Annotated in this window: 17 protein-coding genes; 10 read left to right on the top strand and 7 right to left on the bottom strand. The window is 60.2% G+C overall.

The annotated features are described in order from the left end of the window. Nucleotides 1-94 precede the first annotated feature (94 nt). Both ACIOYV_RS16990 and ACIOYV_RS16985 read left to right on the top strand, forming a co-directional pair. Nucleotides 95-1,126 (top strand): histone deacetylase family protein, encoded by a 1,032-nt coding sequence (locus ACIOYV_RS16990; protein WP_401325379.1) that lies wholly within the window; start codon nucleotides 95-97, stop codon nucleotides 1,124-1,126. A 12-nt stretch (nucleotides 1,127-1,138) separates the two neighbouring features. Next, the gene (locus tag ACIOYV_RS16985; protein WP_054617076.1) at nucleotides 1,139-2,239 is read left to right on the top strand and encodes a polyamine ABC transporter substrate-binding protein; all 1,101 of its coding nucleotides are present in this window, start codon (nucleotides 1,139-1,141) and stop codon (nucleotides 2,237-2,239) included. Between the two features lie 136 nt (nucleotides 2,240-2,375). Here ACIOYV_RS16985 and ACIOYV_RS16980 read toward each other — a convergent pair whose 3' ends face one another. After that, nucleotides 2,376-3,926, bottom strand: a complete 1,551-nt coding sequence (locus ACIOYV_RS16980) for a PLP-dependent aminotransferase family protein (protein WP_401325376.1) — start codon at nucleotides 3,924-3,926, stop codon at nucleotides 2,376-2,378. Nucleotides 3,927-4,016: 90 nt separating this feature from the next. On the opposite strand from ACIOYV_RS16980, the gene ACIOYV_RS16975 reads away from it, so the two are divergent. Genes ACIOYV_RS16975 through ACIOYV_RS16965 form a run of 3 tightly spaced genes read left to right on the top strand, consistent with a single transcriptional unit; the run spans nucleotide 4,017 to nucleotide 5,786 of the window. Next, a complete protein-coding gene (locus ACIOYV_RS16975; protein WP_290023012.1) occupies nucleotides 4,017-4,640 on the top strand; it encodes an FMN-binding negative transcriptional regulator in 624 nt (207 codons plus the stop codon). Between the two features lie 9 nt (nucleotides 4,641-4,649). Further along, entirely contained in the window at nucleotides 4,650-5,096 is a 447-nt protein-coding gene (locus ACIOYV_RS16970; protein WP_401325373.1) for a GNAT family N-acetyltransferase, read from the top strand. A gap of 18 nt (nucleotides 5,097-5,114) precedes the next feature. After that, entirely contained in the window at nucleotides 5,115-5,786 is a 672-nt protein-coding gene (locus ACIOYV_RS16965; protein WP_401325370.1) for a GNAT family N-acetyltransferase, read from the top strand. A 120-nt stretch (nucleotides 5,787-5,906) separates the two neighbouring features. Here ACIOYV_RS16965 and ACIOYV_RS16960 read toward each other — a convergent pair whose 3' ends face one another. Continuing rightward, nucleotides 5,907-6,806: a homocysteine S-methyltransferase family protein gene (locus tag ACIOYV_RS16960; RefSeq protein WP_401325367.1), complete on the bottom strand. Its 900-nt coding sequence runs from the start codon at nucleotides 6,804-6,806 to the stop codon at nucleotides 5,907-5,909. A gap of 112 nt (nucleotides 6,807-6,918) precedes the next feature. On the opposite strand from ACIOYV_RS16960, the gene ACIOYV_RS16955 reads away from it, so the two are divergent. From ACIOYV_RS16955 to ACIOYV_RS16940, 4 genes are all read left to right on the top strand, one after another. Beyond that, on the top strand, nucleotides 6,919-7,740 hold the full coding sequence (locus ACIOYV_RS16955) for an ABC transporter substrate-binding protein (protein WP_401325365.1): 822 nt from the start codon (nucleotides 6,919-6,921) through the stop codon (nucleotides 7,738-7,740). Beyond that, complete coding sequence (locus ACIOYV_RS16950) at nucleotides 7,737-8,573, top strand: amino acid ABC transporter permease (RefSeq protein ID WP_054048291.1); 837 nt, start codon at nucleotides 7,737-7,739, stop codon at nucleotides 8,571-8,573. The genes ACIOYV_RS16955 and ACIOYV_RS16950 overlap by 4 nt, the downstream gene beginning before the upstream one ends. A gap of 245 nt (nucleotides 8,574-8,818) precedes the next feature. Then, a complete protein-coding gene (locus ACIOYV_RS16945) occupies nucleotides 8,819-11,776 on the top strand; it encodes an autotransporter domain-containing protein (protein WP_401325363.1) in 2,958 nt (985 codons plus the stop codon). A gap of 199 nt (nucleotides 11,777-11,975) precedes the next feature. Further along, nucleotides 11,976-14,288, top strand: coding sequence for an autotransporter domain-containing protein (locus ACIOYV_RS16940; protein ID WP_401325360.1), 2,313 nt, complete (start codon nucleotides 11,976-11,978; stop codon nucleotides 14,286-14,288). Nucleotides 14,289-14,489: 201 nt separating this feature from the next. Here the strand turns inward: ACIOYV_RS16940 and oadA are convergent, their stop codons facing one another. Both oadA and ACIOYV_RS16930 read right to left on the bottom strand, forming a co-directional pair. After that, complete coding sequence (gene oadA / locus ACIOYV_RS16935; RefSeq protein ID WP_265041946.1) at nucleotides 14,490-16,298, bottom strand: sodium-extruding oxaloacetate decarboxylase subunit alpha; 1,809 nt, start codon at nucleotides 16,296-16,298, stop codon at nucleotides 14,490-14,492. Nucleotides 16,299-16,309: 11 nt separating this feature from the next. Beyond that, nucleotides 16,310-17,725: an acetyl-CoA carboxylase biotin carboxylase subunit gene (locus tag ACIOYV_RS16930; protein WP_008030739.1), complete on the bottom strand. Its 1,416-nt coding sequence runs from the start codon at nucleotides 17,723-17,725 to the stop codon at nucleotides 16,310-16,312. 190 nt (nucleotides 17,726-17,915) lie between these two features. Here ACIOYV_RS16930 and ACIOYV_RS16925 point away from each other — a divergent pair, with 190 nt between their 5' ends. Continuing rightward, complete coding sequence (locus ACIOYV_RS16925) at nucleotides 17,916-18,878, top strand: LysR family transcriptional regulator (RefSeq protein ID WP_163910588.1); 963 nt, start codon at nucleotides 17,916-17,918, stop codon at nucleotides 18,876-18,878. On the opposite strand, the gene ACIOYV_RS16920 is transcribed toward ACIOYV_RS16925, so the two are convergent. The 3 genes from ACIOYV_RS16920 to ACIOYV_RS16910 form a co-directional block, all read right to left on the bottom strand. Beyond that, entirely contained in the window at nucleotides 18,820-19,032 is a 213-nt protein-coding gene (locus ACIOYV_RS16920; RefSeq protein WP_082356652.1) for a PA3496 family putative envelope integrity protein, read from the bottom strand. The genes ACIOYV_RS16925 and ACIOYV_RS16920 overlap by 59 nt on opposite strands. 231 nt (nucleotides 19,033-19,263) lie before the next feature. Beyond that, a complete protein-coding gene (gene hexR, locus ACIOYV_RS16915; protein WP_008027445.1) occupies nucleotides 19,264-20,130 on the bottom strand; it encodes a transcriptional regulator HexR in 867 nt (288 codons plus the stop codon). A 273-nt stretch (nucleotides 20,131-20,403) separates the two neighbouring features. Then, complete coding sequence (locus ACIOYV_RS16910) at nucleotides 20,404-23,277, bottom strand: EAL domain-containing protein (protein WP_401325356.1); 2,874 nt, start codon at nucleotides 23,275-23,277, stop codon at nucleotides 20,404-20,406. Nucleotides 23,278-23,443 lie beyond the last annotated feature (166 nt).

The raw sequence follows: 23,443 nt of genomic DNA, 5'->3' as shown, positions 1-23,443 counted from the left end.
ATATCGATCCCCTTTTGGCCTTTCCTGCCGTTCTCTCAAACGCCTCGCCCCGCAAGACTGTGTTCAACCGAATCAGCCTGCGGAGAACAAGAAAATGCTGACGATCTACTCGGACGATCACCACCTGCACCACGGTCGTTGTGAATTGATGGACGGGCAATTGATGCCCTGCTTCGAAATGCCTTCGCGCGCCGACCATGTTCTACAGCGCGTAAAAAACCGCGACCTCGGCCCGGTGGAAGCCCCGCAGGATTTCGGCCTGGAGCCGATCCAGCGCATTCACGACCACGACTATCTCGACTTCTTCAAAGGTGCCTGGGCACGCTGGACCGAGTTCAATACCGACGGCGACTTGCTGCCCTACACCTGGCCGGCGCGGACTCTGCGCCGGATCAAACCCACCAGCCTGCACGGCCAGCTCGGCTATTACAGCTTCGACGGCGGCGCGCCGATCACCGCCGGCACCTGGCAAGCAGCGTACAGCGCGGCGCAAGTGGCGTTGACTGCCCAAGCCGCCATCCAGCGCGGCGCCCGCAGTGCCTTCGCGCTGTGCCGTCCACCGGGACACCACGCCGCCAGTGATTTGATGGGCGGTTATTGCTACCTCAACAACGCCGCCATCGCCGCCCAGGCGTTCCTCGACCAGGGCCACAAAAAGGTCGCGATCCTCGACGTCGATTACCACCACGGCAACGGCACCCAATCGATTTTCTACGAACGCAGCGACGTGCTGTTCACCTCGATCCACGGCCACCCGGAAGCGGAATTCCCGTTCTTCCTTGGCTACGAAGATGAGCTGGGTGAAGGCGCCGGTGAAGGCTTCAACTTCAACTACCCTTTGCCCGCCGGCTCGGGCTGGGACACCTGGAGCGCAGCGCTGGATCAGGCATGTAAAGAGATCGAGAAGTACGGCGCCGACATCATCGTCGTGTCCCTGGGCGTCGATACCTTCAAGGACGACCCCATCTCCCAATTCAAGCTCGACAGCCCGGATTACCTGGCCATGGGCGAGCGCATCGCGAAGCTCGGCAAGCCGACGCTGTTCGTGATGGAAGGCGGTTACGCGGTAGAAGAAATCGGCATCAACGCCGTGAACGTTCTCGAAGGTTTTGAAAGCGCCCAATGAGGAATTAGAAGAATGAACAGACTCAAGCGTTTTATCGCTCCAGCGCTATGCGCGACGGTACTTAGCGGTGCCGTTCACGCCGAAGACCGAACGTTGCGCGTCTACAACTGGTTCGACTACATCACCCCCAAAGCCCTCGAAGACTTCAAGGCCCAGAACACCCAGACCAAACTGGTCTACGACATTTTCGACACCAACGAAGCGCTGGAAGCCAAGTTGTTGACCGGCAACTCAGGCTACGACGTGGTGGTGCCGTCCAACGTGTTCCTCGCCAAGCAGATCGAAGCCGGCGTGTTCCAGCCCCTGGACCGCAGCAAGCTGCCGAACTGGAATCACCTCGATCCCAAGCTGATGAAGCTGATCGAAGCCAACGACCCGGGCAACAAATTCGCCGTGCCGTACATGTACGGCACCATCCTGATCGGCTTCAACCCGGACAAGGTCAAGGCTGCTCTGGGCGCCGATGCGCCGGTGGACAGCTGGGACCTGATTTTCAAGGAAGAGAACATCAGCAAGCTCAAGCAGTGCGGCGTCGCCCTGCTCGACTCGCCGTCGGAGATCTTGCCGCTGGCCCTGCAACACCTCGGTCTGGACCCAAACAGCAAAAAGCCTGCGGACTACGACAAGGCTGAAGCGCTGCTGATGAAGATCCGGCCGTACGTCACGTATTTCCACTCGTCCAAGTACATGGCCGACATCGCCAACGGCGACATCTGCGTCGCGGTCGGCTATTCCGGCAGCTTCTCCCAGGCTGCCAACCGCGCCAAAGAAGCCAAGAATGGCGTGGTCGTGGATATGCGCCTGCCGAAAGAAGGCGCGCCGATCTGGTTCGACATGCTCGCGATTCCCAAAGGCGCGAAGAACACGGAAGACGCCTACACCTTCATCAACTACCTGCTGCAACCTCAGGTAATTGCGCCAGTCAGCGACTTCGTCGGCTACCCGAACCCGAACAAGGACGCCACGGAACTGGTCGACCCGGCGATCCGCAACAACCCGAACCTGTACCCGACCGAGTCAGCGATGAGCACGCTCTACACCCTGCAACCGTTGCCGCGAGATGCCGAACGGGCGCGGACCCGGGCGTGGACCAAGATCAAGTCGGGGACTTGATGCCCGTCAGCTAACCCACAGAACCTGTGGGAGCGAGCTTGCTCGCGATGGCGTCATAACAGTCAGCATCAATGTTGAATGTGATGCCGCTATCGCGAGCAAGCTCGCTCCCACATGGATTGCGGTTACCGACTGATCAGCGACACCACGCAGAACGCAGGCGCACCAACGCCGACTCGATGTCGGCCTCCGGCACCGCAGCAAACCCCAGCACCAACCCCGCACGCTGATCCGCTGGCCGGGTCGAATCCGGCAGCCAATAACCGCTCAACGCATTGATCTCAACCCCCGCCGCTTCCGCTTGCGCCACCAGTTCAGACTCGCGGGCCACGCTCTCCACCGACACCGTCAAATGCAGCCCCGCCGCCACACTGGGCAGGTTGCCCACGCCGGGAATGTCCTTCGGCCAACCGGCCAGCAACGTATTGCGCCGACTCAGTGCCGCACGACGCATACGCCGAATATGTCGCTGAAAATGCCCGGCGGCGATGAACTCGGCCATCACGGCCTGAGTGCTGACTTCCGAATGGCGCACATCCACCGCACGCCGACGGGAAAACGCATCCACCAGACCTGGCGGCAATACCAGATAACCCAGGCGCAACGCCGGAAACGCCACTTTGCCAAACGTCCCGACATACAACACCCGCCCCTGCCGATCCAGCGCCGCCAACGGTGCCAATGGCGCGCCGCTGTAACGGTACTCACCGTCGTAGTCGTCTTCGACGATCCAGCCTTGGGTGCGCTCGGCCCACGCCAACAATTCCAGGCGCCGGGCCAGGCTCATGATCACCCCGGTCGGGTACTGATGAGACGGTGTGACATAGGCCAGTCGGCAATCCTCCAGCCCTTCCAGCTCGGCGCAATTGATGCCCTCGCTGTCCACCGATACGCCGTGCAATTTGCCCCCGGCCACGGCGAACGCATGACCCGCCGCGCGATAGCCCGGATTCTCGATCGCCACCCCATCGCCCGGCTCCACCAGCAGCTGTGCACAAAGGCTAATTGCCTGCTGCGCGCCACTGGTGATCACAATTTGCTCAGCCGTGCACTGCATGCCGCGAGAACTGCGCAAATACGCGGCAATCATCCCGCGCAACCTTTCATCACCTGCCGGATCGCCGTAACACAGCTGCTGCAAATCCGGTTTGCGCCAGAAAGCCGCGTTCAGCTTGGCCCACACCTCGAACGGGAACAGATCGAAAGCCGGCACACCCACCCGAAAAGCCTTCGGCGGACCACTCGGCGGCAGGGCCAAATGGTTCTTTTCAACCCGTTCCAACGCGCCACTGTGGATAACTTTACTGGATGGAATCACAGGTAAATCCAGCCAATTTGTGGATAAGGCTGTGGGTAACCCTGTTGACAACCCTGTGGATACTTTTGTGGATAGTTTTTTCGTCGGTATCGCGGTTTGCGGCAATTGCGCGACATAAGTGCCGTCGCCCACCCGCCCTTCGATAAAGCCTTCGGCATACAGCTGATCGTAGGCGCGGACCACGCTGTTTCGGGAAATCGACAGCGCCGCCGCCAAGTCGCGACTGGCCGGCAATCGCGTGCCACTCGCCAGTCGGCCGTCGAGCACGCGCACTCGCAACGCCTGATAGAGCTGACGACTCAACCCCTGGCGCGGATCAAGTTCGATGCCGGCCGGATTGAAAGACAAGGAAAGCGGCGCATCCTTCATCACAATGGACCTATGAAATTGGTCTTGAATGGCTCTTACAACAGACCAATAGCCTGCCTAGGATGAAGCCATTCGCCAAGGGAAATTTCCATGTACACGCCAAGCAGCTTTGCCATCGACGATTTGCAGGACTTGCATCAGCAAATACTCGCTACCCGCCTCGCCATGCTGGTCACCCATGGCGAGCAAGGCCTGCAAGCCAGCCATATTCCGTTGCTGCTGGATGCCGAACAAGGCCCCAATGGCACCCTTTACGGACACTTGGCCAAGGCCAATCCGCAATGGAAGGAGCTGCAAAACGGCGCCGAGGCGCTGGTGATTTTTGCCGGTGCCGACGCGTACGTGAGCCCTGGTTTTTACCCGGCCAAAGCCGAGCACGGCAAAGTCGTGCCGACCTGGAACTACGTCGCCGTTCACGCTTATGGCGTGGCTGAAGTGTTCACCGACGCTGATCGCCTGCGCAATCTGGTCAGCGCCCTCACTGATCGCCACGAAGCGGATCGTACTCAGCCATGGAAAGTCGCTGACGCCCCGGCTGACTACATCGACGGCATGCTCCGGGCCATCGTCGGTTTTGCCCTGCCGATCGAGCGCCTGCAAGGCAAACGCAAGTTGAGCCAGAACCGCAGCGCAGCAGACATCGCCGGTGTGCGCGAAGGGCTGGCCGCCAGCCCCGATGCGCAGGACCAGGCACTCGCCCACTTGATGCGTTAAGGAATGAACATGAGTCAGATCGAGATTCGCCAGGTCAGCGCCGACGACCACGCCGCATGGTTGCCGTTGTGGCAAGCCTACCTGCGCTTCTACAACACCGAATTGCCCGAAGCCGTGAGCCAAAGCACCTGGCTGCGCATGCTCGACCCGAACGAGCCAACCCACTCGGCCCTGGCCTGGGCCGATGGCAAAGCGGTGGGCATGGTCAACTTCATCTACCATCGCTCGAACTGGAGCATCGAAAACTCCTGTTACCTGCAAGACTTGCTGGTAGAGCCGCAAACCCGTGGCACTGGCATCGGTCGCAAGCTGATCGAGTTCGTCTACGCCACGGCCAAGGCAGACGGTTGCTGCAAGGTTCACTGGCTGACCCACGAAACCAACGCCACCGCGATCCAGCTCTACGAGCGCATCGCCGAACGCCCCGGTTTCATCCAGTTTCGCAAAGCCCTTTAAGGTTCAAGGAGAACAACAATGTCGACCTCACTCGCGGACTGGAAAGGCGCCCCGGCCCCCACGGTTCAACTGATCGAAGGGCGCTTTATTCGCCTGGAAAAACTCGACCCGGCGCGGCACGCCGAAGGCCTGTTCAAAGCCCTGCAAGGCCCGGGTGCCGACCCGAAACTCTGGGATTACTTGCCTTACGGCCCGTTCCCGGAGCGCAGCGTGTTCAACGATTGGCTGAACAACCACGCGGCCAATAGCGACCCGTATTTCTTCGCGGTGATCGATCGCGCCAGCGGTGATGTGCAGGGCATCCTCAGCCTGATGTCGATCGTCCCGGCCCAGGGTCGTATCGAAATTGGCCACGTGACTTTCGGCGCACCGATGCAGCGTTCGCCGAAAAGTACCGAAGCGGTTTACCTGCTGGCCAAAGAATCGTTCGCCATGGGTTACCGGCGTCTGGAGTGGAAGTGCAACAACGGTAATGCCCGCTCCAAATATGCGGCCGAGCGGTTGGGTTTCAGTTTTGAAGGGGTGTTCCGCCAGCACATGGTTGTGAAGGGACAGAACCGCGATACGGCGTGGTATTCGATTCTGGATTCGGAATGGCCGGCGATTGGGGCTGGGTTTGAGCGGTGGCTTTCTGATGAGAATCAGACGGATTCGGGGCAGGTGAAAACCCTGGTTGAGTGCCGCGGGTAAATATTTAGCGTCTGGACGGACGCCTTCGCGGGCAAGCCTCGCTCCTACAGGGTGATGCGTTGATCCCTATCTTGCGGACAACCCAAAACCTGTAGGAGCGAGGCTTGCCCGCGAATAGCCTCACGCCAATTTCTGGGCTAAAACCGCAATATGCTCCGGCCCGATCCCGCAGCACCCGCCCAAATGGCTGGCCCCACGCTGCTGCCAATCCGCCGCCCAGTGCAGGTAACCCGGCGGGTCCAGATCCTCGCGCAACGGGTCGAGCCCGTCGTTGGCCGTGGCTTCTTTCGGTTGCGGCGGGAAGGCATTCGCATACGCGCCGATGTGAATATTCACACCCAAACGCTCGAACGTTTCCCGCGCCGCATCGATGGCCGCGCCGATCACTTCCGGCTGGCTGCAGTTGAACAGCAATGTCTCGACACCCAACTCAGCCGCCACTGCCGCCGCTTCAGCCACCGGCTCACCAGAACGCAGACGCGGCACGTCGTCGGTGTCTTCATCCTTCAAGGTAAACGACAGCCAGAACGGTTTGCCATCCTTCGGCAGACCGGCGTGGATCGCCCGCGCCTCGACGATTGAGCTCTGGGTTTCCGCCAGCCACAGGTCAACGTGGGGCGCGAGGCCTTTCACCAGTGGCGTCAGTAATTCTGTCACCCGCGCAGCGTCAAACAGGTCCGGTCGGTAGGAGCCAAACAGCGGCGGCAACGAGCCGGCCACGCGTACCGGTTTGCCAGCCGCGTCCACCGCGCGCCGCGCCAGTTCACCGGCCAGTGCGGCCAGGGCCTGGCCCTCGGCGGCAAAACGCTCCTCGCCAATATGAAACGGCACCACCGCATAACTGTTGCTGGTGATAACGTTTGCACCGCTTTCGATATAAGCCGCGTGCACCGCCTCGACCGCTTGCGGCGCCTCACTCAAGGCCAGCGCCGACCACTCGGGCTGTCTGAACGGTGCCCCTCGGCGCTGCAGCTCACGGCCCATGCCGCCGTCCAGAATTACTGTGCTTCCTGCGCCCATATGCTTTTCACTCATAAGCTTATGAAAATAACTCACTATCAGAGTCGTTCTTATAACTATTTAATACGTAACATCTGGTTAATAACAACCTCTTTTTTATCAGGGATCGCCTGTGAAATTCCAACCGCTACTGGCCCTGGGCCTGACGATTTTGGCTGCCTCCACCCAAGCCTTTGGCGGCGCCACGCTGGATCGCGTCGAGCAAAAGAAAGAACTGGTGGGCGTGCTGATGGAAAGTTATCCACCGTTCTCGTTCCTCAATGACCAGAACCAACTCGACGGCTTCGACGTCGATGTGGCCAAAGCCGTGGCCGAGAAACTCGGCGTCAAACTGCGTCTCGAAACCCCGTCATGGGACGTGATTGCCGCTGGCCGCTGGAGCGGTCGTTACGACATCTGCATCTGCTCCATGACCCCGAGCAAGGCTCGCGCTGAAGTCTTCGACTTCCCGGTTGAGTACTACGCCTCGCCCGCCGTGATCGTGGTCAACGCCAAGGATGACCGCATCCACAGTGCCAAGGACCTGAGCGGCAAAAAAGTCGGCCTCACCAGCGCCTCCAGCTACGAAAGTTACCTGAACAAAAACCTGGTGATCGAGGGCGCCGAAGACACGCAGTTGCAGTACCCGTTCGAGGACGTGCAGATCGCTCCGTATGACACCGATAACGTGGCGTTCCAGGACCTGGGCCTCGGCGCCGGTGTTCGACTGGACGCGATTCTCACCAACCTGGTGACCGCGCAACCGCGCCTGAACGAGGACAAACGCTTCAAACTGGCCGGTGATCCGCTGTACTCGGAGCCGAACTCGGTGGCCATCGAAAAGGGTGACGCGCAGTGGGACAGCAAAGTCCGTGAAGTCTTCGCCCAGCTGAAACAGGACGGCACGTTGACCAAGCTCTCGCAAAAATGGATCGGCGCCGACATCAGCCAATGACTTCTTTCCCGACACCTCCCCAGCCACCGCAACCGGTGGCTGAGTCACGACTGCAACGGATCTTCGGATTCCGCACACGGCTGTACCTGACCTGGGCGGCGATGTTCGGCTTGTTCGCCAGTTTCTTCCTGAGCTTCGACCTGAAGTTCTCGATCATCCTCGACAAACTGCCCAACCTCGTCGGCCTGCACCTGGCGCCCAACGGCTTCCTGCAAGGCGCGGCGCTGACATTGTTTCTCTGCGCCTGCTCAATCGTCGCCTCATCGCTGCTGGGCTTTATCACCGCACTGGGACGACTGTCGAAAAGCGCCGTCGCGTTCGGCATTGCGAGTTTCTACGCGTCGTTCTTTCGTGGCACGCCGCTGCTGATCCAGATCCTGCTGATCTACCTCGGCCTGCCGCAACTCGGTGTCGTACCGGGCGCCATCGCCGCCGGGATCATCGCCCTGTCACTGAACTACGGCGCTTACCTGAGCGAAATCTTCCGCGCCGGCATCCTCGGCGTCCCCCACGGCCAACGCGAAGCCTCGTTGGCGCTGGGCATGCGCGAAACCGTAATCTTCTGGCGCGTCACCCTGCCCCAGGCCATGCGCACCATCATCCCGCCGACCACCAACCAATTCATCTCCATGCTCAAGGACTCGTCGCTGATCTCGGTGATGGGGGTTTGGGAAGTGATGTTTCTGGCGCAATCGTATGGGCGCTCGAGCTATCGCTACATCGAGATGCTGACGACGGCTGCGATTATTTATTGGGTGATGTCGATTGGGCTGGAGCTGATTCAGGCGCGGATGGAACGGCATTACGGCAAGGCGTATTTGAGCCGTAGCTGAACCTTCCGAGCAAACGCGAAACCTGTGCCGAGGGAACTTGCTCCCGTTGGGCCGCGAAGCGGCCCCAGGATCAAAAGATCGCAGCCTTCGGCAGCGCCTACATTGTCCAGATACGCATTAAATTGCGCATAGATGCGTCGAACTCCGAAATATCTGCAAAAGATTGCACTTAACCAACGACATCATTCTGTAAAAACCCTCCGCTATACAAGACGGCCCGCTTATAACAATAAGGCTGTCCACCCATGCCCTTCTCGCCCCAGCGTCTCGCCCTGACCATTGCGCTGCTGATCAGCACCACCACCGCCCACGCCAAAAACGTGCAGATTGATACCGCCACCACCGCCGCGCAAACACTCGGCGGTAGCGACACGTTGACGATCTCGGTGCCGGGCAGCATCACCAACAGCGGCAAGACCGTGAGCCTGAAGGACAGCACCAGCGGCGTCGGTGTAGTGATCGATAACTCGGGCAAGATCGTTTCCACCGGTGGCCGGGCGATCGACAGCAGCGGCGATCTGACCAAGGCGCGCAACTACAGCATCTATAACCGCAGCGGCGGGCAGGTTCTCGGGTTCAACGACGCGTTGCGCATCGACAGCAACTTCGCCAGCGGCAGTTTGCTGATCGATAACAGCGGCATCATTCGCTCCACCACCGGCCAGGGGCTGGACCTGGATGCCTTGCGCAGCGACGGCGTCAAAACCACCATCATCAACCGCGCGGGCGGGCTGATTCGCGGTGACGCCAGCGACGGCATGAAGACCGGCGCAAATGCGACGATCACCAACTACGGCGAGATTTCGACGGGCGATTCTCACAGCGTCGACGAGAAATTCGATGGCATCGACATTGATACCGCGACCGGCGTGACGGTGACCAACTACGGCACCATCTCGGGCGGACGCCACGGCATCACCACCGACCTCGGCGCCACGCTGGTCAACTACGGGCAGATCACCGGCCGCAACGGTTCGGGCTTCGGCTCCGATGGTGACGGCACCGTGATCAACCACGGCACGATCACCGGCGCCTACTCGGGGCTGCAACCCAACGGTGACGGCGATGGCGTGGACATCGACAACATCGCCCACATTGAAAACTACGGCACCATCCAGGGCATCGGCGCGGGCGGTGTGGACAAGGGTGGTTTCGCCAACGGCAGTGAAGGCATCGCGTTGGGCGGCGGCACAATCTTGAACGCCAAAGGTGCGCTGATCAGCGGCGCCAACAGTGCAATCCTGGTGGACGACGGCAGCGGCGGTTCCGGTGTGGCGGCGACTGCGCTGGAAAACTTCGGCACCATCCAGGGCCTAGACGGGTTCGGCGTGAAATTCGTCGGTGAGTTCGCCGACAGCGTGATCAACGGCGGCACCATCAGCGGCAGCAACGGTCTGGCGCTGGACCTCGGCGGCGGCGACGACAACCTGACCTTGCGCAACGGCAGCCGCTTCGTCGGCGTGGTCGATGGTGGCAGCGGTTATGACCGGGTGGTGATGGACGATGTGGCGGGCGGAAGTTTCGGCGCCAGTCGCAATTTCGAATGGCTGGAGGTCAAGCAAGGTGCCTGGACGCTGACCGGCAGCGGCGATTTCAGCGACGGCGGCGCGGTGCGCAATGGTGCGACGCTGCTCAACCAGGGCGGCATTGCCGGTTCGCTGACCGTGGATCAGGGCGGCGTGTATGCCGGCGGTGGTTCGGTGGGCAATCTGTTGGTCAACGGTACGCTGCAAACCAACACGCAACTGGGCACCGCGACTGTCGTTCACGATTTGACCTTTGGTAGCGGCGCCGCCCTGGCCTATGGCGTGAATGCCGATGGCAGCAGCGCGCCAGTGATAGTCGGCGGCACCGCCAACCTGAATGGCGCGACCCTGGCGGTGAACCCCGGCAGCGGCACCTATCCGTGGCAAAGCCATTACACCGTGCTGCAAGCCGCGAGCGTCAATGGCACCTTCGGCAAGGTCACCAGCGATTACGCGTTCCTCACGCCGACCCTCGCGTACACGCCGACCCAGGTCGATCTGACCTACACCCGCAACGACATCGCCTTCAACGAATTCGCCGCCACCGGCAACGGCAGCAACGCCGCCAACAGCCTGGCCTCGATCGGCAAAAACAACGCGCTCTACAACGCGCTGCTCAACACCACCACCGCCACGGCAGGCGCGGCCATCGAACAACTGGCCGGCGCGAGCAACGCCAACCTGACCAGCGCCACCCTTAGCGCGAGCAGCCAGATTGGCGGCAGCATGCTTGCAGCGATGCAACACATGGGCGGCAGTTCAGGCTTGTTGGTAGGCCTCGATCAACGGGATACGCCGGTCCTCGCGTCCACCGGCGTACCGGCGGAAGCACGCAACCTCAACGATCCGAATGCGCAAGGTCGTCTGTGGCTGCAAGCCATCGGCGGCTACGGAAAACTCGACGGCGAACACGGCAACAGCGGCCTGGAACAACGCACCAAGGGCAGCGTGCTGGGTGCCGACTGGGCGCTCAACCCGCAATGGCGCCTGGGTGTGCTCGGCGGTTATTCGAAAACCGATCTGGATGCCACGGGCGTCGATGGCAATGTCGAGAGCTGGCACGCCGGGATCTACGCCCTGCGTCAAAGCGGCCCGTTCGCGTTGCGTCTCGGCGCGGCCTACAGCGGCCATCAGGGTGAAAGCAAACGCACCGTCGCGTTCAACGGTTTCAGTGATCGGCCAAAAGGCGATTACGACGCCGACAGCCAGCAAGCCTTCGCTGAACTGGGTTATGCCATGGGCAGCGGCCGCCTCAGCGCTGAACCCTTCGCCAACCTCGGCTACCAGCGTTACCACCGCGACAGCTACCAGGAAAAGGGCGGCGCCGCTGCGTTGCAGGTCGAGGAACAAACCCAGGACAACTTCAGCAGCACCTTCGGCGTTCGCCTGGCGCACCTCAGCACCCTCGATAACGGCATGAGCCTGACTCCGCGTATCAGCGCTGGCTGGAAGCACACGTATGGCGATGTCAGCAGCTCGACGCGCCAGGCCTTTGTGGCCGGTGGCACGGCGTTCAGTGTCGATGGCAGTTCGCTGGATCGCGACAGCATGGTGCTTGAGGCCGGGCTGGACCTGGGGATTTCGGCGCGGCATTCCGTGGGGGTTGCCTACAGCGGTGAGATTGGCAGCAATAGTCGTAATCACGGGTTGATCGGGCAGTGGCAGATGAGTTTCTGAGTTTTCGCCAACAGAAGCGTCCGGGATTGTTGTAGGGAAAAACTGTTGATGATCGGTGAAACCGGATCTGTTTCAGGCCCACGGCAGATTCGGCTACAAGCAAAGGATCCACGCCTTTCAAGACACGCGGAAATGCCCGGCATCCTGAAATTGCTTCGGCTTTTAGAGTTTGGCCTCCCTGCAAAAGAGGCCAAACCCGATGTCCGATCAACACACGTTCCGACCCAAACACCTCACGCTGGCGATTGCGCTGGCGCTGGGTTGCGCTGAGTTTACCAACGCTCAAGATCTGTCTACTCACACAGAATCACCTGCTCCCGTCGATGCAAAGGAGGTGCCGAGGGTTGAGTCAAAACGTGATCTGCGGGGTGTTTTTCAAGCGTTCGTCGAGAACAACAGCACTGTTCCCAAAGAAATCGACTCACCTGAAAATGTTGTAAACGGAACAGACGCCGACGACCTTATCGTCGTGAAGAACGGTGGCAGCTTCAAAGACCGCGCTGAAGGTGGCAAAGGCACGAACGTCATCCATCTTGATGCCTCTGACGGTGGCGAGTTGGGAGACACACGAAATTTCGCTGGCCTCTTCAGTTCTCAGGGCTCGTGGACGCTGACCAGTAAAAGCGACTTCAAGGAAGGCGTGGCGGTGCTGAACGACGGCATCCTGACTAACAACGGGAAGATCCTCGGTCGAGCGATTGCGGTTGGACAACTCTTCAACAATGGCGAAATCAGGGGCGGCGTCGACGTCGAAGAAGGTGGCACTTTCGCAGGTGCTGGCACCGTCGGCAGCCTGAACGTAAACGGTCAAGTCAACGTCAACAGATTACACGGCGCCCCAACGGTCAGAGGCAACTTGAGCCTGTCCAAAACAGGCGTATTGGCCTACGAGATCAATCCCGATGGCCAAGGAGAAACGATCAAAGTAGGTGGCACTGCCAGCCTCGGTGGCTCCACGCTGAAAATCGTCACGATGCCGGGCGACTATCCGCAAAGCAGCCAGCACACCCTCATTGAAGCTAAAAAGATCGAAGGTGAATTTGGTGAAGTCCTCAACGACCTGGCCTTCATGGACCCCAAGCTCGAGTACACCAAAAAGAATGTTGGTCTGACCTACACCCGTAACGATGTGCCTTTCGAGAGCCTTGCCACTTCCGACAACGGACGGGAGTTCGCCAAAAATATCACTGAGCCACAACCCATCCCCGAAGCCGAAGTACCTTCTGAAACCGTGAGCTCCGGCATCGCCGAAATGACGCCAACCTTTAGCGCTGACTCCATAGCTCAGGAACCATTAGCCATCGCGGATACTTCCGACGCCGCCGAGACTTCCGGCACAGCACCACTGCCAGTCGTAGTCGCCGACGCTTCCGATAATGCGCAACAACCATCCCCCATCGCTGACATCTCCGGTGCAGCTCTAAAGCCTTCAACCACCGCAAACGCATCCGTCACCGATCAAAAACCACCCACCACAACAAACGCCGCCATCGAAACCCTGCTCGCTTCCAACAAGCAAACCGCCTCGCTGGCCCTCGAGCAACTCGCCGGTTCCAGTAACGCCAATCTGGCCAAAGCGACCTTGAGCAGTGTCGATCCGGTCAGTGGCAGCATGCTCTCGGCCATGCGCCAACTGGGCAGCCGCGACCTGCGTGAACGGAACAACGCGCCACGGCTGGCGGCAGGCAATGAAGACAACGGCAGGGTCTGGCTGCAAGCGCTTGGGCATGGGGGGAAACTGGATCGTGACGTCGAACCCCTGCAACACTCGACCAAGGGCCTGCTGATTGGCGCGGATTGGAGCCTCGACGAGGAATGGCGCCTGGGATTAATGGGCGGCACATCCCGGACGCAACTGGATAGTAAAGAATTCGACGGCAATCTCGACAGCTGGCACTTGGGCGCTTATGCATTGCGTCAGAACGGTCCGATGTCGCTTCGTCTCGGCGCGACTTACAGCAGCCACGACGGCAACACAGCACGCCGGGTAGCGTTCACCGGTTTCAGCGATCGCCCTAAAGGAAGCTACGACGCCAGTACCCAACAAGCCTTCGCCGAAGTGGGTTACAACCTGGGCCGCGCCAACATCAGCATCGAACCGTTCGCCAGCCTCGGCTATCAACGCTACCAGCGCGACGGCTACACCGAAAAAGGTGGAGCTGCGGCGCTGAAGGTCCAGGACCAGACCCAGAACAACATGAACAGCACGGTTGGCTTGCGTCTGGCGAAGGTCGACACCCTGGATAACGGGATGCGACTGACCCCGCGCTTCAGTGCCGGCTGGAAGCACACTTATGGCGACGTCTACACCCACACTCGCCAACGACTGGTCACGGGCGGCAGCAACTACAACGTTTACGGCGTGGAGCTGGATCGCAACAGCCTTCTGGTAGATGCCGGCCTGGATCTTGGGGTTTCGGCCAACCATACCGTGGGCGTTGGCCTCAACGGCGAGATCGGCAGTGACAGCCGCAATCACGGCGTAATGGGCCAGTGGCGGATGGCGTTCTAACCAAAAACACCGCAAATACCTGTAGGAGCGAGGCTTGCCCGCGAAGGCGGTGTGTCAACAAACACAAATGTTGAATGTTCTGGCCTCTTCGCGGGCAAGCCTCGCTCCTACAAAGGTATGTGGTGGCCCCAAAACGACGGGCAAAAAAAAGGGGAGCACATGCCCCCCCGAGGTTTAAAGCGGTGTATCGAGGCTGTTAACTCAGCCTTCGATCTCGATCAGAATTTCGCCCGGATTCACCCGATCACCCTTGGCTACATGGATGGCGGTGACTTTACCGGCGATGGCAGCCTGGACTTCGGTTTCCATCTTCATCGCTTCGGTGATCAGCACGGCTTGGCCGGCTTTCACGGTGTCGCCTTCCTTGACCAGCACATCAACGATGTTGCCCGGCATGGTGGTGCTGACGTGGCCCGGTGCCGTGGCTTGTTTGCGTTTGCTGCTGCCGCCGCTGACGAATTCGTTGAGCGGTTCGAACACCACTTCTTCCGGCATGCCGTCGATGGACAGGTAGAAGTGACGCTTGCCTTCGGCCTTGACGCCGACACCGGTGATGTCGACGCGGTAGGTTTCACCGTGGACGTCGATGACGAACTCGGTCGGTACGCCTTCGCCACCGGCAGAAGCCACACCGCCTGCTTCAGGAATCGGCAACAGCACTTCAGGGGTCAGGGTGCCGGCGTTGCGTTCTTCGAGGAACTTGCGGCCGATGTCCGGGAACATGGCGTAGGTCAGCACGTCTTCTTCCGACTTGGCCACGGCGCCGATTTCGGCACGCAGCTTGGTCATTTCCGGCTTGAGCAAGTCGGCCGGGCGAACGTCGATCACGTCTTCGCTGCCGATGGCCTGGCGACGCAGTTTCTCGTTCACGGTGCCCGGCGCCTTGCCGTAGCCACCCTGCAGATAGAGCTTCACTTCGTTGGTGATGGTCTTGTAGCGCTCGCCGGCCAACACGTTGAAGAACGCCTGGGTGCCGACGATTTGCGAGGTCGGAGTCACCAGCGGCGGGAAGCCGAGGTCTTCACGCACCCGCGGGATTTCGGCCAGCACTTCCGCCATGCGGTTCAGGGCGCCCTGCTCTTTCAACTGGTTAGCCAGGTTGGAGATCATCCCGCCCGGCACCTGGTTGACTTGCACACGGGTGTCGACGGCGGTGAATTCGCTTTCGAACTGGTGGTACTTCTTGCGCACGGCGTAGAAGTACAGGCCGATCTCTTGCAGCAATTCCAGGTTCAGGCCAGTATCGAATTCGGTGCCTTTAAGGGCAGCGACCATCGACTCGGTGCCCGGGTGGCTGGTACCCGAGGCGAAGCTGGAGATTGCGGTGTCGATGTGATCGGCGCCGTTTTCAATGGCCTTGAGTTGGCACATGGTGGCCAGGCCAGCGGTGTCGTGCGAGTGAATGAACACAGGCAGCGACTGCTCGCTTTTCAACGCCCGAACCAGTTCGCCAGTGGCGTACGGGGTCAGCAGGCCAGCCATGTCCTTGATCGCCACCGAGTCGCAACCCATGGCTTCCATTTGTTTGGCCTGGGCCACGAACGCGTCGATGGTGTGCACCGGGCTGGTGGTGTAGGCAATGGTACCCTGGGCATGTTTGCCAGCAGCTTTCACGGCTTCGATGGCCACGCGCAGGTTACGTACGTCGTTCATGGCGTCGAAGATGCGGAACACGTCGATGCCGTTGACCGCAGCTTTAGCGACGAAGGCTTTGACCACGTCGTCGCTGTAATGCCGATAGCCCAGCAGGTTCTGGCCACGCAGGAGCATTTGCAGACGCGTGTTAGGCAACGCCGCGCGCAGTTGGCGCAGACGCTCCCACGGGTCTTCTTTCAGGAAACGTACGCAGGCGTCGAAGGTCGCGCCGCCCCAGCATTCCAGCGACCAGTAGCCGACTTTGTCGAGCTTGTCGCAGATCGGCAGCATGTCTTCGGTGCGCATGCGGGTGGCGAGCAGCGATTGGTGGGCGTCGCGCAGGATTGTGTCGGTTACGTGGATTTTCTTGGACATTGTTTTATTCCTCACAGGCCTGCGTGGGCGGCGATGGCGGCGGCGATGGCCAGGGCCAGCTCTTCGGGTTTGCGCTTGATCGAGTAGTTGGTCAGTTCAGGGTGGCTTTCAACGAAGCTGGTATTGAACTGGCCGCTACGGAATTCCGGGTTACGCAGGATTTCCTGGTAGTACGCGGCGGTGGTCTTGACCCCTTGCAGACGCATGTCGTCGAGGGCGCGCAAGCCACGGTCCATCGCCTCTTCCCAGGTCAACGCCCACACCACCAGCTTCAGGCACATGGAGTCGTAGAACGGCGGAATGGTGTAGCCGGTGTAGATCGCTGTGTCGGTACGCACGCCAGGACCGCCGGGCGCGTAGTAACGGGTGATCTTGCCGAAGCTCGGCAGGAAGTTGTTTTTCGGGTCTTCGGCGTTGATCCGGAATTGCAGCGCGAAACCGCGGTGCTGGATGTCTTCCTGTTTCACCGAAAGCGGCAGGCCGGACGCGATGCGGATCTGCTCACGCACGATGTCGATGCCGGTGATTTCTTCGGTGATGGTGTGTTCCACCTGCACCCGGGTGTTCATTTCCATGAAGTACACCTCGCCCTCGGCGAGCAGGAACTCCACGGTGCCGGCGTTCTCGTAACCCACGGCCTTGGCTGCGCGCACCGACAAGTCGCCGATGTAGGCGCGCTGTTCCGGGGTCAGTTGTGGGCTCGGGGCGATCTCGATCAGCTTCTGGTTGCGGCGCTGGATCGAGCAATCTCGTTCAAACAGGTGCACCACGTTGCCAAAGCTGTCGCCGAGGATCTGCGCTTCGATGTGTTTCGGGTTGACGATGCATTTTTCCAGGAACACTTCCGCCGAACCGAAGGCCTTGGTCGCTTCGGAAATAACCCGTGGGAACGCTTGTTCGAGTTCTTCGCGGCTGTCGCAGCGACGGATACCACGACCACCACCACCGGAAGTTGCCTTGAGCATGACTGGGTAACCGATACGGTCACCCTCGACCAAAGCTTCGGCGATGTCCGCAACGTTGCCTTCGGTGCCCGGCGTGACCGGCACGCCGGCCTTGATCATGCTGCGACGTGCTTCAGTCTTGTCGCCCATGCGGCGAATAACTTCAGCCGATGGACCAATGAATTTGATGCCGCGCTCGGCGCAGATGTCGGCCAGTTCAGCGTTTTCCGAGAGGAATCCGTAGCCGGGATGCAATGCATCACAACCGGTTTCCACGGCCAGATTCACCAGTTTGCGCGCATTCAAGTAACCGGCCAGTGGCTCGGCACCAATGCTGTGGGCCTCGTCCGCACGCTTCACATGCAAGGCATGGCGGTCGGCGTCGGAATAGATCGCGACCGAGCGAATGCCCATCTCGGCGCAGGCACGCACGATTCGTACGGCAATCTCACCACGGTTGGCGATCAGGATCTTTGTTATCACTTGGAGGTTCCCTTGAGCCGGTGGTACCCACGACCTGCTAGACCAGGTCGACGCGTGACTAAATGTTTCGATTTAGTCGCAGCCCCACACTAGCCCCCACAAGGGATTAACAAAAATGATTAATAATTGGGTCAGGCATAAGTAAAGACTTATAGTTGGCGTATCAGCCTGTAGCCGGAGCCCGCCAAAAATGCGTAAGTCATTGATGCGTATGACATTGCGTCAATTGCAGATTTTCAATGAAGTCTGTGATTTGCGGTCCTACAGCCGCGCGGCTGACGAAATGTCCCTCACACAACCTGCCGTGAGCCTACAGATTCGTCAACTCGAGGAGCTGATTGGTCAGCCCTTGTTCGATTACGTCGGCAAAAAGCTCTACATGACCGAGGCAGCGGAAGCCCTTCAACGCGCCAGCCGAGACATTTTCGGGCGCCTGGAAAACCTCGACATGCAGTTGTCGGACATGCAGGGATCTTTGCAGGGCCAACTGAAACTGGCGGTGGAATCCAGCGCCAAGTATTTCGTGCCGCATCTGTTTGCCGCGTTCAAGCGCCAGCACCCGGAAGTGAACCTGCACCTGACCGTGGTCAACCGTGGCCAGGTGATCCGGCGCCTGTCGGACAACCGCGATGATCTGGTGATCATGTCGATGGTGCCGCAGGACATGGGCCTGGAATTCCTGCCGTTCCTCAACAACCCGATCGTCGCCGTGGCGCCGCCGAATCATCCGCTGTGCCACATGGGGCCGCTGCGTTTGCAGGATCTGGAGCCTTATACACTGTTGATGCGCGAGCCGGGATCAGGCACGCGGATGGCTTGCGAAGAGTATTTCAAAGAGAAGCGTGTGCACTTCACCCAGACCCAGGAGGTCGCGTCGGCAGAAGCCCAGCGTGAGTGTGTGCTGGCGGGTCTGGGCCTGGCCTTGTTGACGCGCCACGCCCTGAACCTTGAGTTGGCGACCGGCGCACTCATTGAGCTGCCGGTCGAAGAGCTGCCGTTGTATCGCAGCTGGTGCCTGGTGCAGGCCAAGGCAAAACGCCTGTCACCGGTAGCGCACGCGTTCCTTGCGTTTATCCGCAGCGAACGGGTGCAGATCAGCGCGCTGGTTGAGCGTTTCGACGGGAAGTTGCCGGTGCTGCCTGCCAGTAGTTGAGTTCCAGATCCTCGGGGAAATCACCGATCTCGGCCAGAAGCTGGCGGCGTTCGCAGCGATCTTCGATAGCGCGGCGGAATTCCATGCGGCGCTGGTCTTCTTGCTGGCGACGGGTTCTGAGGGCGCTGTTGCGTTCTTCGTAGGGCTGGGCCATTTCGGGTCTCCCAAGGCGAGTACGGGAGTTACACGATGAACGCTGGGGATGACGGTTTGGCGGCGGGGGGATGACAGTGAGATGAAACTCACCAAATTTATGTGGTGAGTTTGAGGACGCCTTCGCGGGCAAGCCTCGCTCCTACAGGGGAACCGCGTCCGTCAGGACAACTCGGTCAAATGTGGGAGCGAGCCTGCTCGCGATTAAGGTCGGAACGACCTTACGACGACGTCAGTCGTCCAGCGCTTTCACCGATTTGGGCGACAGCCGCAAGCTGCGCAGGCTGCGCTTGACGCTCTTGAGGTGGTTGACCAGGCTCGGCCCACGGGCCATCGCCACGCCCATCGCCAACACGTCGATCACCACCAGGTGGGCGATTCGCGAGGTCAGCGGTGTATAGATTTCAGTGTCTTCGTGCACATCGATCGCCAGATTGACGGTCGACAACTCGGCCAACGGCGTCTGGCTCGGGCACAAGGTGATCAGCGAGGCGCCGCTTTCACGGACCAGATTCGCGGTGATCAACAAATCCTTGGAGCGCCCGGACTGGGAAATGCAGATCGCCACATCGGTCGGCTTCAGCGTCACCGCCGACATTGCCTGCATGTGCGGGTCGGAATACGCCGCCGCCGTCAGCAGCAAGCGAAAGAACTTGTGCTGCGCATCCGCCGCCACTGCGCCCGACGCGCCGAAGCCATAGAACTCGACCCGCTGCGCCTGAGACATCAGCGAGACCGCCCGCTGCAACTCCACCGGATCGAGCTTCTCGCGAACCTCCATCAGGGTGTGCAACGTGGTGTCGAAGATTTTCAGGCTGTAGTCAGCGACCGAATCGTCTTCATGAATCGCGAACTGCCCGAAACTCGCACCGGCCGCCAGGCTCTGCGCCAGCTTCAGCTTCAAATCCTGGAAACCGGAGCAACCGATGGCGCGGCAAAACCGCACGATGGTCGGCTCGCTGATCCCCACGCTGTGGGCCAGGTCGGCCATGGAACTGTGCATCACCGCCGCAGGATCAAGCAGCACATGGTCAGCGACCTTGAGCTCCGACTTGCGTAACAGGTGGCGTGACTGGGCGATGTGTTGCAGCAGATTCAAAGGGTTCGACTCTTTGTTATTGGCAGTTGCCGGGGATGTAGCACGCTTGTAGTTATACTACATGAATCGGCTTTTTGCCTGCTCAATGCGTAACTCGATATCCCCATTCCACGCGTTATGCGCTCCATGTAGCACCTTTGGCCTTTGTAGCAGCTGGCGCAGCCTGCGTTCGGCTGCTAAGCAGTCGTGAAACCTGAATACCAAATTTTCCTGTTAAACCGCATAACGCCTATTCACGACTGCTGCGCAGCCGAACGCAGCCTTCGGCAGCTGCTACAAAGGATTTGCGTCGTTGCGCAACAACTCGGCCAGATCCACCGCTTCCACTGGACGACTGATCAAATATCCCTGCACTTCATCACAGCGTTCGCCTTTCAAAAACGCCAGCTGCTCTTCCCGCTCCACACCTTCGGCCACGACTTTCAGCGACAAGCCATGCGCCATGGCGATGATCGCCCGGGTAATCGCCGCATCTTCGCTGCCCTCCCCCAAGCCACGGATAAACGCCTGGTCGATTTTCACGTAATCCACCGGAATGCGCTTGAGGTAACTCAGAGACGAATACCCGGTGCCAAAATCGTCGATCGCCAGTTTCACGCCCAGGTCGCGCAGTTGCTGGAACGTCGCGATGATGTGTTCGACGCTGTCCAGCAGTTGGCTTTCGGTGAGTTCCAGTTCCAGGAAATGCGGCGCCAGACCGGTTTCTTCCAGCACCTGACGCACCAGACTGACCAGTTTGCCCTGGCGCAATTGATGCACCGAGAGGTTGACCGAAACCCGGATCGGCGCCAGCCCTTGGCGCTGCCATTCGCAAGCCTGCCAGCAGGCCTGGCGCAACACGAATTCGCCGATCGGGCCGATCAGCCCGGTTTCCTCGGCCAAGCCAATGAAATCGTTCGGCGGTACCCGGCCCATGCTCGGATGGTCCCAGCGCACCAAGGCTTCGGCAGCATTCAGACGGCCGGTGTCGAGGCACAGTTTCGGTTGGTAAAAAACTTTCAGCTGCTTTTCTTCGATGGCTTTGCGCAGCTGGTTTTCCAGCTGCAAACGCTCAAGGGTGCTGGCTTGCAGGCTCTCGGTATAGAACTGGAAATTATTCCCGCCCAAGTGTTTGGCGTGCTGCATGGCCATGTTCGATTGGCTGACCAGCGCGGAAATTTCCCGTGCATTGTCCGGCAACAGGCTGATGCCCATGGACGCGCTGACCACCAATTCATGGCCATCCACCGTCACCGGCAAGCGCAGCTTGGTCGACAGGCGTGTCGCCACTCTCGCCAGGCTCGACAGGTTGCCGTAAGCATCGAACAACACTGCGAATTCATCCCCGGACAGCCGTGCAATGGTGTCCGCCTCGGGCAAGGCGTTGACCAGCCGCCGGGCCATTTTCTGCAATAACTGATCGGCGATTTCATGCCCAAGGCTGTCGTTGAGCAGCTTGAAACGATCGAGGTTGATGTGCAGCAACGCCAGACTGCGCCGCCCGCCCTGCCGAACCCGTTGATGGGCTTCGCGCAGTCGTTCGCGGAACAGTGAACGGTTGGCCAGGCCCGTGAGTTCATCGTAATGCGTCAGGTAGCGCATGCGTTCTTCAGATTCGCGCCGTGCGGAAAGATCGGCGAAGAAGCCCACAATGTGGCTCACATTTCCCCGAGAATCGCGCACAGCGTTGAGTTGCAGCCACTGCGGGTAAAGCTCGCCGTTCTTGCGGGTTTCCACCAGTTCGCCTTGCCAACTGCCGTGCTGCTCGAGGGATTGATGAATCGCCCCATAGTGCCGGCGGGCATCGCGACTGCACGGCAACTCCACAACGTTGCGCCCGAGCATGTCCTCGATATCGTAGCCCGTCACCCGGCTGAAGGCTTGGTTGACCGCAATCAGCGCGTAATCCGGGTCGAAAATCACGATGCCTTCGCTGGCGGCTTCGAACACGGTGGCCGCCAGTTGTCGCTGTTCTTCCTGGCCTTTGCTGGCGCTTATGTCGCGGCGGGTGCCGACCATGCGAATCACCCGGCCACTTTCACTGCGCTCCACGGCGCGGCCACGGTCTTCGATCCAGACCCAGTGGCCATCGCCATGCCGTACACGGTATTCGATCTGGTAATCCTCGCTGCGGCCCTTCAAGTGCTCGACCAGCGCGCGCTTGAGAGACGGCACGTCGTCCGGATGCAGGCGCGGCCGCAGGTGACTGAGCATGGCCGTCACATACTCCGGCGCCAGGCCGAACAACTCCTGGATCTGGGTGTGATGGACCTCATCGGTTTGCAGGTTCCAGTCCCAAAGCCCCAATTCGCTGGCCTTCAACGCCAGCGCCAGGCGCGCTTCACTCTTGCTCAGGGCCTGGGTGGCGGCGCTCAGTTCCTGACTGCGCTCGGCCACGCGATTTTCCAGTTCGACCTGGGCTTCGCGCAGCTCTTCTTCCGCATGGCGGCGCTGGTCGATTTCCTTGGCCAGTTCGTAATTGAGCTGGTCACTCTTGGTCTGGGCAAGCTGCAAATGCTCGATCAGCGCCTGGTTCTGGAAGCGTCGCAGCAAGCCGCGATCAATCAACCGATTGACCTGCCAGGCCACCACGCTCAACGCGCCCAGCAGGATCAGGCCGAACCAGCCCCAACCTTGCTGCTGTTCGTCGCCACCCCAAAACATATAGCCGATGGCCGGCAACAGACAGGGCAAAGTAAAGGAGAGAAATGCCGGCAGGCTGACCGCGTAGGCCACGCTGGCCGAGAGCGCTGCGGCGCCGATCAGGCCGAAGACCCAGGCTTGCTGGATGAAAGTATCGGCGGGGACCAGCGCGATGCCGGCGCCAGCGAGGGTCAGGCCGGTCATGGCCGAGCCCAGCAGAAACATGCGGATCCAGATCGGATGGGCCTGGCGATTGGGGATCGCCGAATCGAAGGCTGCCACTTGAATCACGCGTAGCGCCACCAGTGACAACAACCAGACCAGCCAGACGCTGACCAGGAAGTAGCGCTGCGGGCTCCAGAGCAGGCCGGCGCAGACCAGGCCATTGATCAGCATGAACAGCGTCGGCAACAACGAGCCCTGGTACAGCAGGCGTGTGCGTTCGACCGCCATTTCCATGGCGTACTGTTTGCGGATAACCCGGGGCTCCACAGAAGGGCCCGACAGGTCGGAGCTGAGGGTCATAGTCAATATTCTTGTTCTTATAATGAGCGTGGTGAGCCCGAATTGTGCACGGAGCATACACAAGCAAGGGCCGGGACCAAACTGCCCCAGATCACAAAGTAGACCAAAGTATCGACCGCCGGCACCGATATAAAAGCCTCCAAGCGAGCCCCGCCGCCGCTTGCAG

The organism is Pseudomonas sp. NPDC087342 (assembly GCF_044744265.1).
GTDB lineage: Bacteria > Pseudomonadota > Gammaproteobacteria > Pseudomonadales > Pseudomonadaceae > Aquipseudomonas > Aquipseudomonas nunensis.
The sequence above is the reverse complement of the archived record's forward strand: the minus strand, read 5'-3'. Positions and strand labels throughout refer to the sequence as shown.

Excerpts from the sequence above, each read along its gene's own strand:
- ACIOYV_RS16990 (WP_401325379.1), top strand. The coding sequence starts at position 95 with ATGCTGACGATCTACTCGGACGATCACCACCTGCACCACGGTCGTTGT.
- ACIOYV_RS16985 (WP_054617076.1), top strand. The coding sequence starts at position 1,139 with ATGAACAGACTCAAGCGTTTTATCGCTCCAGCGCTATGCGCGACGGTA.
- ACIOYV_RS16980 (WP_401325376.1), bottom strand. The coding sequence starts at position 3,926 with ATGAAGGATGCGCCGCTTTCCTTGTCTTTCAATCCGGCCGGCATCGAA.
- ACIOYV_RS16975 (WP_290023012.1), top strand. The coding sequence starts at position 4,017 with ATGTACACGCCAAGCAGCTTTGCCATCGACGATTTGCAGGACTTGCAT.
- ACIOYV_RS16970 (WP_401325373.1), top strand. The coding sequence starts at position 4,650 with ATGAGTCAGATCGAGATTCGCCAGGTCAGCGCCGACGACCACGCCGCA.
- ACIOYV_RS16965 (WP_401325370.1), top strand. The coding sequence starts at position 5,115 with ATGTCGACCTCACTCGCGGACTGGAAAGGCGCCCCGGCCCCCACGGTT.
- ACIOYV_RS16960 (WP_401325367.1), bottom strand. The coding sequence starts at position 6,806 with ATGGGCGCAGGAAGCACAGTAATTCTGGACGGCGGCATGGGCCGTGAG.
- ACIOYV_RS16950 (WP_054048291.1), top strand. The coding sequence starts at position 7,737 with ATGACTTCTTTCCCGACACCTCCCCAGCCACCGCAACCGGTGGCTGAG.
- ACIOYV_RS16945 (WP_401325363.1), top strand. The coding sequence starts at position 8,819 with ATGCCCTTCTCGCCCCAGCGTCTCGCCCTGACCATTGCGCTGCTGATC.
- ACIOYV_RS16940 (WP_401325360.1), top strand. The coding sequence starts at position 11,976 with ATGTCCGATCAACACACGTTCCGACCCAAACACCTCACGCTGGCGATT.
- oadA (WP_265041946.1), bottom strand. The coding sequence starts at position 16,298 with ATGTCCAAGAAAATCCACGTAACCGACACAATCCTGCGCGACGCCCAC.
- ACIOYV_RS16925 (WP_163910588.1), top strand. The coding sequence starts at position 17,916 with ATGCGTAAGTCATTGATGCGTATGACATTGCGTCAATTGCAGATTTTC.
- ACIOYV_RS16920 (WP_082356652.1), bottom strand. The coding sequence starts at position 19,032 with ATGGCCCAGCCCTACGAAGAACGCAACAGCGCCCTCAGAACCCGTCGC.
- ACIOYV_RS16910 (WP_401325356.1), bottom strand. The coding sequence starts at position 23,277 with ATGACCCTCAGCTCCGACCTGTCGGGCCCTTCTGTGGAGCCCCGGGTT.